General features: G+C 41.1%; 16 protein-coding genes and 1 pseudogene. 10 read left to right on the forward strand and 7 right to left on the reverse strand.

Annotation, left to right across the window (positions count from 1 at the left end; genetic code table 11):
* The first annotated feature begins 1 nt into the window (after window position 1).
* The 9 genes from PHP90_RS07895 (at window position 2) to PHP90_RS07935 (ending at window position 6,291) form a co-directional block, all read left to right on the forward strand.
* Window positions 2-376, forward strand: coding sequence for a hypothetical protein (locus tag PHP90_RS07895; protein ID WP_299927860.1), 375 nt, complete (start codon window positions 2-4; stop codon window positions 374-376).
* Window positions 369-773, forward strand: a complete 405-nt coding sequence (locus tag PHP90_RS07900; protein ID WP_299927863.1) for a VanZ family protein — start codon at window positions 369-371, stop codon at window positions 771-773. The genes PHP90_RS07895 and PHP90_RS07900 overlap by 8 nt, the downstream gene beginning before the upstream one ends.
* The gene (locus PHP90_RS07905; RefSeq protein ID WP_299927865.1) at window positions 760-1,233 is read left to right on the forward strand and encodes a hypothetical protein; all 474 of its coding nucleotides are present in this window, start codon (window positions 760-762) and stop codon (window positions 1,231-1,233) included. Before PHP90_RS07900 ends, PHP90_RS07905 begins: the two co-directional genes overlap by 14 nt.
* 131 nt (window positions 1,234-1,364) lie before the next feature.
* Window positions 1,365-1,670 (forward strand): BrnT family toxin, encoded by a 306-nt coding sequence (locus PHP90_RS07910; RefSeq protein ID WP_299927868.1) that lies wholly within the window; start codon window positions 1,365-1,367, stop codon window positions 1,668-1,670.
* Complete coding sequence (locus PHP90_RS07915) at window positions 1,654-1,911, forward strand: BrnA antitoxin family protein (protein WP_299927871.1); 258 nt, start codon at window positions 1,654-1,656, stop codon at window positions 1,909-1,911. The genes PHP90_RS07910 and PHP90_RS07915 overlap by 17 nt, the downstream gene beginning before the upstream one ends.
* A 111-nt stretch (window positions 1,912-2,022) precedes the next feature.
* Window positions 2,023-3,450, forward strand: a complete 1,428-nt coding sequence (locus tag PHP90_RS07920; RefSeq protein WP_299927874.1) for a DUF5677 domain-containing protein — start codon at window positions 2,023-2,025, stop codon at window positions 3,448-3,450.
* A gap of 12 nt (window positions 3,451-3,462) precedes the next feature.
* A complete protein-coding gene (locus tag PHP90_RS07925) occupies window positions 3,463-4,560 on the forward strand; it encodes a hypothetical protein (protein ID WP_299927877.1) in 1,098 nt (365 codons plus the stop codon).
* Between the two features lie 32 nt (window positions 4,561-4,592).
* Window positions 4,593-5,615 carry a hypothetical protein gene (locus tag PHP90_RS07930; protein ID WP_299927880.1) on the forward strand — a complete coding sequence of 341 codons (1,023 nt, stop codon included), beginning with the start codon at window positions 4,593-4,595 and terminating at the stop codon, window positions 5,613-5,615.
* Window positions 5,616-5,685: 70 nt separating this feature from the next.
* The gene (locus tag PHP90_RS07935; protein ID WP_299927883.1) at window positions 5,686-6,291 is read left to right on the forward strand and encodes a pentapeptide repeat-containing protein; all 606 of its coding nucleotides are present in this window, start codon (window positions 5,686-5,688) and stop codon (window positions 6,289-6,291) included.
* Here the strand turns inward: PHP90_RS07935 and PHP90_RS07940 are convergent.
* From PHP90_RS07940 to PHP90_RS07960, 5 genes are read right to left on the reverse strand one after another with little or no spacing between them, the layout of a single operon-like run.
* Window positions 6,288-6,995, reverse strand: coding sequence for a 16S rRNA pseudouridine(516) synthase (locus tag PHP90_RS07940; RefSeq protein ID WP_299927885.1), 708 nt, complete (start codon window positions 6,993-6,995; stop codon window positions 6,288-6,290). The two genes, PHP90_RS07935 and PHP90_RS07940, sit on opposite strands and share 4 nt — an antisense overlap.
* Window positions 6,982-8,814, reverse strand: coding sequence for an ABC-F family ATP-binding cassette domain-containing protein (locus PHP90_RS07945; protein ID WP_299927887.1), 1,833 nt, complete (start codon window positions 8,812-8,814; stop codon window positions 6,982-6,984). Before PHP90_RS07945 ends, PHP90_RS07940 begins: the two co-directional genes overlap by 14 nt.
* A gap of 10 nt (window positions 8,815-8,824) precedes the next feature.
* Window positions 8,825-9,901 carry a phosphoesterase gene (locus tag PHP90_RS07950; RefSeq protein WP_299927889.1) on the reverse strand — a complete coding sequence of 359 codons (1,077 nt, stop codon included), beginning with the start codon at window positions 9,899-9,901 and terminating at the stop codon, window positions 8,825-8,827.
* Between the two features lie 7 nt (window positions 9,902-9,908).
* Window positions 9,909-12,044, reverse strand: coding sequence for a flagellar biosynthesis protein FlhA (gene flhA / locus PHP90_RS07955; protein ID WP_299927899.1), 2,136 nt, complete (start codon window positions 12,042-12,044; stop codon window positions 9,909-9,911).
* A 54-nt stretch (window positions 12,045-12,098) separates the two neighbouring features.
* Window positions 12,099-12,503, reverse strand: a complete 405-nt coding sequence (locus tag PHP90_RS07960) for an Rrf2 family transcriptional regulator (protein WP_299927891.1) — start codon at window positions 12,501-12,503, stop codon at window positions 12,099-12,101.
* Window positions 12,504-12,663: 160 nt separating this feature from the next.
* On the opposite strand from PHP90_RS07960, the gene rpsO reads away from it, so the two are divergent.
* A complete protein-coding gene (rpsO, locus tag PHP90_RS07965; protein WP_299927893.1) occupies window positions 12,664-12,939 on the forward strand; it encodes a 30S ribosomal protein S15 in 276 nt (91 codons plus the stop codon).
* A gap of 90 nt (window positions 12,940-13,029) precedes the next feature.
* On the opposite strand, the gene PHP90_RS07970 is transcribed toward rpsO, so the two are convergent.
* On the reverse strand, window positions 13,030-13,410 hold the full coding sequence (locus PHP90_RS07970; RefSeq protein ID WP_299927896.1) for a PaaI family thioesterase: 381 nt from the start codon (window positions 13,408-13,410) through the stop codon (window positions 13,030-13,032).
* 24 nt (window positions 13,411-13,434) lie between these two features.
* Window positions 13,435-13,814: pseudogene (locus tag PHP90_RS07975) on the reverse strand (hypothetical protein); the annotation flags it as partial.

Consider the following 13,814-nt stretch of genomic DNA (forward strand, 5'->3'; position numbering starts at 1 on the left):
CATGGATATTTTTGAATTTTACAAAACGTCAGGTATCGATTTAAAAGAGCATAACGGGTCGCAATTTTACGCTTTGAGACCTGATGATGCATTCGTATTGTTGGATTTACTGGATCAAGATCACGTAACGCTGCACAGTATCGACGTAATGTGCAAAAACGAAAACGGTCAGTATGATTATCTGAGAGAATCGGGCAAAAGCGTCAACTGGGATTTGGACTCTGAAGGGATAGCTTCGGAACAAAGATACGAGGTCGTCAAACAAAAAATAGAAGCTCTCAATACCATAGCGGATAAGGACAATCTAGCGTTTTTGTTTTCGGATGAGAAATCGTACAAAGCGTGGAAAAAAAATCATCAAAAATGGAGTGCGTAAACCGATGGAAGCAGCTATGAAACCGACTCGTCTTAAACGGATTCTTTATCCGGCATCCTTTTTTGCCGTGTTGTTGGCGATCATCTATAAAGCCGATACGGCGAACTATAACTTCGCGTTTCATGTGGTGGGGATGATTCCATACGGCGATAAAATCGCACATGCGATCTTGTATGGGATCATGGCGTATTTGCTCAATTACGGGTTGAATGGAAAGCGGTGGTTTCGAATAGAGATCGGGATGTTGCTCGTTATGAGTTTTGCGTTTGTCGAAGAGGTGAGTCAGCTCTATTTTCCAAGCAGAACATTTGATTGGTTTGATATTGCCGCTGATGTTGTTGGGGTTATATTGGCGACGGTGATTTATCGGATATTGAAAAAAAATGAAAAAGCGTAATATCTTTTTGACTGTTGCTCTTGGCATTGTAACAACAGCATATTATACGGGGATTTCTTTTTCGATACCGATATTTAACACTGTTGTTTTTGGGATAGCTTTAATCTCATTTATTATTTTATCGAATCTGTTAGCAACAGAAAATGCAAAATTTTATATCAAATTAATTTTTGCTTTTGGATGGGTATATACATTTGTATTTGGCATATTTTTATTAACAGGGTTAATAGATTGTCGAAATAGTGATTTATCAAATATAGATGAAACTCAATTCTGCACACGATCAGGTTATGGTTTTGTAGGAACAGATAGTGGTGAGGAAATACGTGCCTATAAGAGATTCTGGATTTTTGATAAGGAAATTGGACTTGACCGTTCTTCTGTTATGTATCAGAGTCCGAAGGTTACTATGGGTATTTATGCATTTTGTAAAGATAAAAAGATAGTTGAAATCAAATAACTATATAGTTTATGATAATTTTGAATGTACTCATCTCTAAATCTTCAAGCGTTATCTCCCAAGAATAAGCATTGACAAATATGTAATTAATGTATATAATCATAATATACATTCTGTAAAAAAGGTGAGTGATGTTTGATTGTCTCGATATCGAACAACTATGTGGTTTTGATTGGGATGAAGGCAATATCCAGAAAAACAAGCTTAAACACAATCTTGATTACTGGTTGATCGAAGAGATATTTTTCAACGAACCATTGCTCATCTATGAAGATAATGCCCACTCGGAGCAAGAGTGTCGATGCTATGCCTTAGGTAAGTCTGATGATGCTCAATTGCTGTTTATTGCTTTTACCGTGAGAGGGAAAAGTATTAGGGTGATTTCGGCACGACCTATGAGCAAAAAGGAGAGAAACTATTATGAAAAAAATGCCTGAACTAAAAACAGAAGAAGAGATTACGGCGTTTTGGGACGAACATGACTCGACCGACTATATCGATTGGGACAAGGCAAAGCCAGTACGTTTGGTAAAACTCCAAAAAAGTGCCAAAACGATCTCGATCCGTATGCCAGTCGATATGATCGAAACCCTGAAAATCCAAGCGAATAAAAATGACATTCCCTATCAATCGTATCTGAAGATGCTGATTGCGGATGGGTTAAAAGCGCATGGATGAAATTTTGATAAGTACATGGAGCTCTCGCTTCTACTCTTTTGAATTAGGGAACTTGGAAGATTTGCTAATAAGTATTCTCACTTTTTTGCGTGAGAATAAGAGAGGTTTGAATTGAAAAAAACTAAAATGACTAGTGATTTGAAAAGTCATAAATTCACTAAAGGTTTAGTTATAACTCCAATGAATAACATCCAAAATATGGAACCTGTTTCATGGACAAATGATAGGCTTCCAGAATATATATGGCTTGGATTAATTATAATGAATTTTGATAGAACAAAAGGAATTGAAAAAGCTGGAAAGATTTTAAAAGAAATTGCTCAAATAAATAAGTTGATTATCAAGCCTAAACTATCAAGTATTTTCTCATTGCCTGAAACAGAGCAAGAAAAAATTTATAAAATTATTTGTAAGGAAATAGATCCTAAATGTTTAGCCCCATTAACAGTTATTTATAGAAATTCATCCTATCCAGTTTTTAATAAATATTTTAATTTATCAGATATTTTCATAAGTACAAGAATAAATGTTCTTAGTGATGCAATCAAACTATATTATGATCATCAATCATATGAAGCTACTGATTTAAGATATGTAGTAATCTCAATGATGATTTTTCAAGAGAAACTCTCTTTCCATCAAGGGAGTGAAATACCAGAAGCTTTAGTAAACTATCCATATACTGATCACGATGATGAAAAAATGAGATTGTATCGTCCATGTATTAGAGTAACTGAGATGACGGATTTTGAAAATCTATCAGATAAAGATTTTACAAATAATTTTTGGAAAGAGATCGGGATGAAAACTAATTGTAATATAGTAGCCATTGAACTCAAAAATATAGGCATAGAAATGAATTATAAAGAATATATTTCGAGTATTCAAGAAAGAATATATTATCTTTTACATGAACACAAAGAACAATCAATATATGATGATAAGTTCAGTGTACTAATTGGTTCTTTTACTTATGCTTTAAAAATTTTTAATGAAGTTATAACAAAAGAATTAAGTGATTGTATTTTAGGTCGTCATGCTTTAAGAACAATTATTGAAACATATATCAATATAAAATATTTGCTGAAAATTGAATCTGAACACCCTAATATTTGGGAAGAATATAAACTTTATGGAGTCGGTAAATATAAGTTACCTTTGCTTAAAGCAAGAGAAACTCAAATAAATGATAAATCTCATTTTATTGAACCATTAGTGAATGTGATTGTAAATGAGATTTTTTGGGAAGAATTTATAAATATCGATTTGAGATATTTTGATAAAAAAGGCATTAGAGAAAGATTCGAAATAGTAGATGAAAGAGATTTATACGATATTTTTTATGATTATGATACAAATTTTGTACACGGTTTTTGGGGTGCTATTAGAGAAAGTTCTATGTTGCATTGTGATAATGCAACACACCAATATCACACCGTACCTGATATAAGTTTTGAGCAAAAGCTAGCTGATATTAATCACGATATATATTCAATTATAGAGAAATTTAGTAATTTAATTGACGAACTTTATAAGTAGATCATGATGAAGATGTCTTACATTGAGAATTCTCAAAGGGCATATTTTGAGTTGATTAAAGAATATGAACAGGTAGTTTTTTCTGAGGAAGTAAACCAAAAAAATATTGCAATGATGTTAGATAATATTCAATGTTTTTGGCTTGAAAAAAAAGAAATTCTAAAAATAGAGCTAGAAAATATAACAAGTAAAAAAGAATGTTTTATATTAAGTGGTGCAATTTATTTAGATGTTGATGACTATGAACATTATATATTTAAATCACTTGGTGATGTACATATAATTTCAGATCCTCTATTAAAATTGGAAAACTTTTTTAGAGTTCCAATTTCAAGATTTAATAGGGAATCAATTGAAATTTTTAGAAGAGCTTTTCATGATGTTTTAAAAATATTATCAGAGCATTTAAATTTATTTTACATTTTACCAATAAAAATAATTGCAATTTCCGATGAAAAAGAGCATTTAGAATTACTAGAAGAATTTTTATTGAAATTTATCAATTCAATTTTAAGTGAAGATTTTAAAACATTTGATAACTTTTTTGAAAAGTATTCGACATATGATGAAATTGAAGAAAATATGTCTTCTTTCTTTAAAACCAGTTTAACTTTTTGTGATTCAAATGACAATGGCTTACCGTTAAAAGAGAAGATTGAAGGATATATCAGTGCAACTCCTATAATGATTTCAATTATAAATAACAAGTCTGAAGCAGAAAAATTTATTTTGGTAATTCAAAACTGGATTACACAGATTATAGACATTTTAGTAATTTCATTGAATACGAATATAACACCATATATAAGGTTTAAACCAACTTTTCATTATTTAACAATTGTAATGTATACATTCCTTGAAGATAAATATTTTAGAAATATGATAGAAAAAACAATAGTTTTTTATATTTTATCTAAAACAGTAAATAAAGATAATTTAGTTGATATAGAGTTTAGCAAATTTGTAAACATAACTAGAGAAACGAATTTTTTAAATATATTTATAGATGATATGAGAAAAAATAAGATTGATATTTTTAAGACAGGAGTTGAAAAAGTCGGTTCAATTATAGAAGATAAATTTTGTAGTGTATTAAAAATTGGTGAATAGTTTTTGCAGTTTATATTAAAGGGAGAATGATATTGATGCGAGGGATATACTCTGAATTCATTGATAATGAAGTATACAAAGAATCAGAAAAAGATTGGTATGTAGAATTGTCCCGTACTGATATGTACTGGTATGATTTATTAATTAATCCAACAGATTCTGGTTATAGTTTTGATACTCGGAATTTAATAGTTGAATATTTAAAGAATTTAAAAAAAGAGATAGAAGAAAACCTTGAAAAAAGGTTTATTTACTTTATATGTTCTCGAAAAAAAGTACGTTTTAATACAAATAAAAAGCCACAATACAATCCAATTACTAAAAAAGTAAAAATTCACTTATTAATTGGTAGGGAAAAGAAGAAAGCATCGGCAAAAATAAAGTTTTATGATGTTGTAACAAATCGATTTTCTAATCCTACGATAGAACTTACAGATAAATATATAACACTAACAAATGATAGCAACAATAAAATTACGATGTCAATTCATGATTTTTTGTCTAGGACTGATGTAAGTTTTGGTCATTCTACACAAGTGCAATATGTTGGTTATACTGAAAATCCACATACTCGTCCGACAAATGGTTCGCACAGTGGACTGAATGAAATTTTACATGAGGTTTCTAATGAAGAATATGATACGTTATTGTTTTTCAATTTATTTAAAGTAACTTCAAGAGCTAAAAATGCTACTGCAATGCTTAACTTCATACTACCGAATTCAATGACTAATGAGATTGGGGCAGAAATTGAAGGTAAGTTAATTGAAAAATGTTTTATATTTTATTTCGATTCCATTTATCAAACAAAAAATAGAGATAAGGAAATGGGTGAATTAAAGAATAATCTCATTAAGTTGAGCAATGAGAATAAAATTAGTTCAATTCAATTTTGTTATGAACTTGAAAGTCCTAATGATTATTGGAAGTTTTTCTCATCTAAAATTTCACCAAAACATAGGCACGTATTTACGGTATCTTTGAGCACAAGTATTCCTATAGTAGAGGAAAAATCTGAAATTTTTTCAAGTCTAATGGAATCAAGTCTAAAATAAGATTTATTGGCTTATAAGTATTGATAGAGAGGCAAAAGTTCCTCGATTATATTTTTCACAAGGCTTTCTCATGACTTCCACCTCCATCACCGACAACATGGACGTATTCGCCGAGAAGTTTGAAGGGATTGATCTCCACGGCAAAAAGATCACCAAAGCCGAATTCGATGACTGCACCTTCGTTTCCTGCGATTTCAGCGAAACCTTTTTCTCCTCCTGCAAATTCACCGAATGCCGTTTCGAAAACTGCAACCTGAGCGTCATGAAACTCACCAACACGAAAATGAGCGATGTCGATTTCGTCTCGTGCAAGATGGTCGGGATCGACTGGACGATGGCAGATTGGAAGAGCCTCCTCAATGCTGATCCGATCCGTTTTCGTGAGTGCATCCTCAATGACAGCAACTTTTTCGGTCTGAACATAGAGGGATTGGTGATGCGGGAGTGTCGAGCCAAAGAGGTCGATTTTCGCAACGGAAGTTTTATAAAAGCCGATTTTAGCAAAACCGATTTCAAAGGGGCGCTGTTTGGCAACACTCATCTGGAGGCGGCAAACTTTACCGATAGTTCTAACACCTCTATCGACCTTCGCTCCAACCACCTCAAAGGCTCTATTTTCAATCGCTACGAGGCGCTCTTTTTACTCGAATCGTTGGGGATCGTACTGGTCGATTAGTCGGTCAGTGATTGTGCGTCGATGAGACGGTATTCCCCCGCCTCTAAATCTCCCAGTGTAAGTGTTCCAAAAGAGCAGCGGTGCAATGCCGTGACATGGTTTCCCACTGCTGCAAACATACGGCGTACCTGATGGTAGCGCCCCTCGACGATCTCAAGTCTTGCATGGGTGGGATCGATGACGGTGAGTTTTGCGGGGAGGCAGGGGGTTTTTTCACCGTTGAGCATTAATGTCCCCGAGGCGAAAATCTCTGCTTCATTACCTGAGAGTGCCCTATCGAGCGTCGCTTCGTACACTTTCGGCACTTTATGTTTGGGAGAGGTGAGACGATGGAGCAGGGCACCGTCGTCGGTGAGGAGCAATAAACCGCTTGTCTCTTTGTCGAGGCGTCCGACGGTGGAGATTTTCGGATCGCGAAGTCGCCATCGCTCAGGAAGTAAATCGTAGACGAGACGACCCTCTCCGTCATCATGAGAGCAAACGTAGCCTACAGGCTTGTGCATCAAAATCACCATTCCCATAGGAGGATCGAGCGGTTCACTATCGAAAAGGATTTCGTTATGGGAGGCTTTCGTATCGTTTTTGAGGGGGAGATTGAGGGTGTGGGTGATGATCCCCTCACGGATGAGAGAGGCAACCTCTTTACGGCTGCAATACCCCAGCGAGGAGAGGAGCTTGTCGAGCCGTACTTTAGAGCTCTTCAATCTTCGCCTCGTACTCGCACTCGATACGGGTGATTTCGTCACTGGCGATTTCGAGCCGCTCGAACAGCTCTTCGATCATCTTTTCATCCTCTCCTACCTGCTTGGAGAGGTCGAGGAGCTTTGAGGTTTCCCCTTGATTCGAATAGGTCGTTAGAAGTTCATGGGAGGTTTTGAGTTTCTCTTCGAGTTTCATGATCGTATTTTCGCAATGCTCGACCTCTTTTTTCAGCGGGCTGAGGAGTTTTGAGCGCTCCTGAATCAATGCGGCTCGAAGCTGTTTGTTCTCTTTTTTGTTGACGTTCGAGGTCACTTTGGCAGGTTTAGGCGCATCGGTGATCTCTTCGTCCCATCCGATTTTTTCCAAGAATTCATCATAGTTTCCGTCGAAAAACTCCGCATTCCCCTCACGGAAAATGACGAGCTGATCGGCAAGCTCGCGCAGGAGCATCTCGGAGTGGGTGACGATGACGACGGAACCCTCGAAGCGCTTGAGTGCGTCGCAGAGCGAATCGATCGACTGCATGTCGAGGTGGTTGGTCGGCTCATCGAGGAAGAGGAGGTTGGCAGGGGTGGCGATGATTTTGCCCAGCATGACACGGCTGCGCTCCCCCCCTGAGAGGATACTGATCTTTTTATCGGCATCGTCTCCGCTGAACATCATCGTCCCGCAGATACCGCGGATACGGACGTTTTGTAAGGTGTTATCGGCACTTTGGATCTCTTCGGTGATTGTGCGGTTTTTATCGAGTCGGTCGATGTTTGTCTGGCCGAAATGGGCGATTGCGGTTGATGGATGAGAAATGATCTCGCCGCTCGGCGTCAAAACCCCTGCGAGGGTGTTGAGGAGGGTCGATTTACCCTTACCGTTTTTCCCGATGATAGCGAGGCATTTTTTTGCTTCCAGCGCAAAGGAGATATTTTTAAACAACAGCTCATCAGGAGTATATCCGAACGAGAGGTCTTTCACCTGCATAATCACTTTTGCGGGGGTAGGCTTATACGAGAATGAAAAAGAGAGGTCTTTTTCCCCTTCCAATGACTCCATAGTGCCCATTTTATCCAACTCTTTTTGTTTGGATTGTGCGAGTGTCGCCGTAGAGGCACGGGCTTTGTTTCGGGCGACGAAGTCTTCCAGCTCGGCACGCTTTTTGTCGTGGTTGATTTTCGTCTTGACGTAGAGTTCGTCTTCCTGCGCCTGATTGGCGTAATACTTGCGGGTGTCGCCTTTGATGATGCTGACACTTCGTCGGCGTAAACCCATCGTGTGGGTTGTTACTGAGTCCATAAAATCGCGATCATGGGTGATGAGGATCACTTCCCCTTCAAATGAGCGGATAAAGCTTGCCAGCCAGCGCAAAGAGACGATATCGAGGTAGTTGGTCGGCTCATCGAGCAAGAGGAGATTCGGCTCGGTAACGAGGAGTTTGACGAGGTTGAGTCGGATTTGATACCCCCCTGAGAAACTGAGGGGGTCTTTTTCCAAATCCTCCTGTGTGAATCCCAGACCAAAAAGGATCTTCTCGACCCGGTAAACCTCGTGCTCCATATCCCCCTCTAGGACGGAGGCACACTCTTCGCGTACCGTTTTATGAGTAAAGTGGAGGTGTTGGCGCAATGTTCCTATACGATAGTTTTTCGGGATGATGATTTCGCCGCTGTCATAAGGTTCTTCGCCGAGGATGATTTTAAAAAGGGTCGATTTTCCCGTACCGTTACGGCCGACAAATCCGACTTTGTTGCCGGAGTTGAGTTTAAGCGAGAGGTTTTCGAACAGGACGCGTGTCCCGTAGCTTTTGGTGAGGTTATTGATTTGAATCATAAGCCGGCGGTCACTCTTCTATTTTGTGGGGAAGTTTACCGGGCATCGCCTCTTTGTTGGCGAGCAAATCTTCCATTTGACGTTTTACTTTGTCGTATCGGAATTGCTCCTTAAAGCCGTTGATCCGTCCGCCGGCCGCGTTCGGATGTCCGCCGCCGCCGACCCATTCGCCCGCCATCATCGCTACATCAACTTGATCATGCCCGCGGATACTCATTGTTCCCCGTGTTCCGACATCGACGATAAAATCATAGTCCGGGAAGGCGGTGACAAAACCGTTTCCGATAATCGAAGTGTTGCCCAAGCCGTAGCTCAGGAAGCCTCTCCATCCTTTGTAGTAGATCGTCATGGTTGAGCGTTTGGTTCCCAACAGCTCCACGATGTATTTGGTCGAGAGGTTGTCGAGAGTATCGTCTACACCGTCTTTGAAAAAATCTTTTTTCATTTTATGGAGTGATTCATCGAGGACGATGTTGGCATTGGGGAGATAGCGCATGGTCGCGGCATGTTCGAGCATCGCAAGTTTATAGGTGCGGTCTTCGTCGGCGAACATAACGCGGCTGAGTTCTTTGGCGTCGCTGATAAGGCGCATACACACTTTGCCGTATTCAAAATCCTCTTTTTCGTCCTGATGCCACAGATCGACGGCATTGACGACTTTGACGAATGCTTCGAGCCATCCGCCCCCTTGGAGCCCGTAATGCTCCATAGCGTATTCATAAACGATTTTCGTCGCACATCGCTCGGTGTCGAGAAAGTACCACGGATACTGTGCCGCTGTCTCTTTCCCGCTGCCGTGATGGTCGAGGAGAGTGATCGTGACATTCCATCCTCCCTCATTGAGGCGGTTGACTTCATTGTTGAGCCAGCGTGCTTCTTCGGGATAGAGGTTTAGGTCGCTGATCAGGATCGTAGCGGTTTGTTTGGCTTTTTTAATCCGTTCGATTATCTCTTCGAGACGGTCCATCACTTCGGCACCGTAGTTGGCGTTATAGCTGATCATCGTATGTTGCGTTTGTGCCATTACAAGCTGACAGCTGTAGCCGTCGAGATCGATATGCGAGAGGTGATAAATGGTTTTTTTCATGTCTATCCTATTTGGTGTCTAAAGTGATGGAGCCGAGAACTTCGAATTTGGCATTCGAATCGATTTCGGCATGGGAGAGTGTGACAATATCGAGGCTGAACCGCTCGTAAATTTCGGCTAACGGGCGGCGTAATTTCGGATCGACGATAACGATGATCGGAGATATCCCTTTTTGGAGAAGTTCGGTCGCCTTTAAGCTGGTGGCTTGGATAAGTCCGTTGATCTCGCCGACATTGAGCAGAAGCTGACGTACTCCGTCACGCTCTTGGGATTTTTCCAGCATACGCTGTTCACTCATCGTATCAAAAGTCAACAGTTTTATTGCCCCGTCGGGACTGGTGTAAAGCTGCGTGATAATTCGCGAAAGTTTGGCACGGACATGTTCGGTGATGATATCGACACTTTTCGTGTATTCGGCGACATCCGCCATCGTTTCCAAAATCGTAATCATATCTTTGAGAGGGATCCGCTCATGCAGCAATGCTTTGAATACCCGCTGAATTAGACCGATATTGGCGACTTTGAGCAGGTCGTCTACAACAACCGGATAGTCCCCTTTGATTTTTTCGATGAGGGTTTGGGTCTCTTGACGGGTGAGGAGCTCTTCGGCGTGTTTTTTGACCAGTTCGCTCATGTGCGTCGAGATAACCGTGGCTGGATCGACAACGGTGTATCCGTTGATAATTGCATCGTCTTTGAGCTCCGGTGCGATCCAGAATGCATCCAACCCAAACGCCGGTTCTTTGGTCGGTTCTCCCTCAATCTCCCCGATGGCCATTCCGCTGTCCATTGCCAGGAAACGATCGGGCTGGATCATGCCGTCACCGATATTGACCCCTTTTAGGAGGATTTCGTATTGGGTCGGTTTGAGATGGAGGTTGTCACGGATACGTACCTGAGGCATTAAAAAGCCGAAATCGGAGGCGATTTTTCGGCGCATACTGCGGATACGCTCCAATAAATCTCCCCCCTGAGCGCTGTCAGCCAGACGGATAAGCTGATAGCCGAGGGTAAGTTCCAACATTTCGATTTTGAGGATATCTTCGAGTGCGGCTTCTTCCTCTTTGGCGATCTCTTCGTTGGATTTTTTACGCGGTGCGCTTTGGGCGGCACTCTCTTCGGTGTCTGCTCCGGCACCTTCTGCGCCCTTTTTCTTGACGAGAGGGGCTGAAGTGAGGACGAGATCCCCTTTTTCGTATTTGTAAAGAGCGTATCCCAATCCGGCGAATACGAGTCCCACAAAGCCCATCGAAATGGTAGGGAGACCGGGAACTGCCGCGAACATAATCATGATAAATCCGACGATGATCATGATACGGGCATTTCCCATCAGCTGCTTGATACTTCCTTCGGCAAAGTTACCTTCATCGTTGGATGCACGGGTGATCATAATACCGGTAGCGGTAGAGATAATGAGAGCCGGGATCTGGGAGACGAGACCGTCTCCGATGGTGAGAATCGTATAGGTCTGGGCACTTGCGGAAACATCGAGATTAAATTGGAAAATCCCGATCAAAAATCCGCCGATAATATTGATCATCGTAATGATGATTCCTGCAATCGCATCCCCTTTGATGAATTTTCCCGACCCGTCCATCGCTCCGTAGAAATTGGCATCCTGCAAAATCTCGGCACGGCGTGTTTTGGCCTGTTTTTCATCGATCAGACCGCTGTTGAGATCGGCGTCGATGGCCATCTGTTTTCCGGGCATTGCATCGAGTGTAAAACGTGCCGCTACTTCGGCAACGCGGTTTGACCCTTTGGTTACAACCATAAAGTTGATCAACACCAAGATACTAAAGACGATTACCCCGATAACGTAGTTTCCGCCGACAACGAAGTTTCCGAAACTGGTGATGATGTCACTGACGGCCTGAGGCCCCTCATGTCCGTGGCTGAGAATCATACGCGTTGTTGCGATGTTCAGTGAGAGCCTAAAGAGAGTGATGACCAGCAGCAGTGTCGGAAATGTCGTCAAATCGGTCGGTTTCGGGATATAAAGAGAGATCAGTAATATCAGTACTGCGAGGGCGATGACGACGGCGAGGAGCAAATCGAGCAGTGCACTGGGCAATGGGATGATAATGATGGCCAAAATCGCCATAACAAAAAAGACGACACTAAGGTCACGTGAGGCGAAAATAGCCGATAATACCGATTTTGCATCGGGTGTTTTATTTTTTGCTTTTGCCAAGCATCACTCTTCTAAAATGGCTTCAAGGGTAAGAATGCCTAAAAAGGCATCCACTTTTCCCTGTAATCGGTTTAAAAACGGCCAAAGCCCGCAACTCATCGCTTTATTGGAAGGGCAGTCTTCTTGTGAGGGGGAACAGCTGAAGACGGCGGGACTTTTTCCCTCCGCGGCTTCCATGACTTCAAGGACGGTGATTTCACTGCTTTTTCGGGCGAGTTCAAATCCTCCGTTGACCCCTTTGTACGAGTTAAGGATTCCCTGACGTGCAAGGGATTGGAGAATTTTGGCTAAAAAGCTTTTGGAGATGTTGAGCTCTTTTGAGAGGGTGTCTGCATCGAGAGCATGACCCGCTTTAGCCAAAACGATGAGCGATAGTAGGGCATATTCGCTGGCGCGGGTCATCAACATGGTTCACTCCTCCTGTAATAGAAAGGCTATTATAGCTAAAAATTATTAGAGGTGACTTGTAGAGGTTTTTACCGCAAATAGGGATATTTTTGGCTATAATTCCGACCCTGCTTGAAGAAACTGTTTTTCGAGTAAAATTTATACCCATCAGGAGGCTATTATGGCTTTAGATACGGCGAACAAAGCGCAAATCATTAAACAATACCAAAGAACTGAAGGTGATACCGGTTCAAGCGAAGTGCAAATCGCACTTCTTTCAACTCGTATTGCAGGTCTTACAGACCATCTTAAAATCTTCAAAAAAGACCACTCATCACGTCTTGGTCTTTTGAAACTTGTTGGTCAACGTCGTCGTTTGATGCGTTATTTGAAACGTACAAACCGCGAAAGCTACAACAAATTGGTTGCTGATCTCGGTATCCGCGACAACATCTAAATCGTTTTCGATTTAACTAACCGACGGAGCGATTGCTCTGTCCGGTTCTTCTGCTTCTTTATTTTTCCCCTGTCTTTTTTCTAAATCTGATTATTTTTCTTTCAATACCGCATAAGTTCCTGTCGCAAAAGCTACGAGGTTCGTTTCATCGAACAGTTCTATTTTTACGAAAGATGTCGTTCTCCCCTGACGTATCACATTCCCTACAGCGCGTAAATAGGTTCCTAATACCGGTTTCAAATAATTGATTTTAATCTCCATCGTCACGGAAGTATCTCCTTCACTGAGATTTGAAACGGCTGCATACCATCCCGTATTGTCCATCAAGGTGGAAATGACGCCGCCGTGAACAAAACCCATATGCTGCAAATGATACGACTCCACGCGCAATTCGACTTCAGCCATCCCTTTTTCACTTTGAACCAGCCTGCCGCCTATATGTTCTAAAAACGGAAATTTTATATCGTTCATAATAATCCTTTTATGAGTTGCATTTTAACGTTTTGTTAGATAATCTCGATACGTCTGCGCAATGATCGAGACTCCGCGATCCATCTCCTCAAAGGTCGAATGGGTAAAGTTGAATCTGGCTTCCGAACTCAAGGGGGATGCGGTATAAAATTCTCCCCCGGGAACAAAAACTGCCCCGGCTTTTAACGATGTCATAGCCAGTGCATAGGCATCGACTTCACCTTCGAACGTACCGTAGATAAACATGCCCCCTTTGGGTTTTTCAAAAACAAATTCTGGCAGAAGCATTGTCAGTTTTTCGGCTAGATAATCGCATTTCGCACGATAGATGGTTCTGATGTTCGGCAAATGTTCCTCAAACGCTCCGGATGCCCAAAACGTGTCGGCAATCATTTGCGAGAGGG

This window comes from Sulfuricurvum sp. (genome assembly GCF_028712165.1).
In the GTDB taxonomy this organism is placed as follows: domain Bacteria; phylum Campylobacterota; class Campylobacteria; order Campylobacterales; family Sulfurimonadaceae; genus Sulfuricurvum.

Excerpts from the sequence above, each read along its gene's own strand:
- PHP90_RS07895 (WP_299927860.1), top strand. The coding sequence starts at position 2 with ATGGATATTTTTGAATTTTACAAAACGTCAGGTATCGATTTAAAAGAG.
- PHP90_RS07905 (WP_299927865.1), top strand. The coding sequence starts at position 760 with ATGAAAAAGCGTAATATCTTTTTGACTGTTGCTCTTGGCATTGTAACA.
- PHP90_RS07910 (WP_299927868.1), top strand. The coding sequence starts at position 1,365 with ATGTTTGATTGTCTCGATATCGAACAACTATGTGGTTTTGATTGGGAT.
- PHP90_RS07915 (WP_299927871.1), top strand. The coding sequence starts at position 1,654 with ATGAAAAAAATGCCTGAACTAAAAACAGAAGAAGAGATTACGGCGTTT.
- PHP90_RS07925 (WP_299927877.1), top strand. The coding sequence starts at position 3,463 with ATGTCTTACATTGAGAATTCTCAAAGGGCATATTTTGAGTTGATTAAA.
- PHP90_RS07935 (WP_299927883.1), top strand. The coding sequence starts at position 5,686 with ATGACTTCCACCTCCATCACCGACAACATGGACGTATTCGCCGAGAAG.
- PHP90_RS07945 (WP_299927887.1), bottom strand. The coding sequence starts at position 8,814 with ATGATTCAAATCAATAACCTCACCAAAAGCTACGGGACACGCGTCCTG.
- PHP90_RS07950 (WP_299927889.1), bottom strand. The coding sequence starts at position 9,901 with ATGAAAAAAACCATTTATCACCTCTCGCATATCGATCTCGACGGCTAC.
- PHP90_RS07960 (WP_299927891.1), bottom strand. The coding sequence starts at position 12,503 with ATGTTGATGACCCGCGCCAGCGAATATGCCCTACTATCGCTCATCGTT.
- rpsO (WP_299927893.1), top strand. The coding sequence starts at position 12,664 with ATGGCTTTAGATACGGCGAACAAAGCGCAAATCATTAAACAATACCAA.
- PHP90_RS07970 (WP_299927896.1), bottom strand. The coding sequence starts at position 13,410 with ATGAACGATATAAAATTTCCGTTTTTAGAACATATAGGCGGCAGGCTG.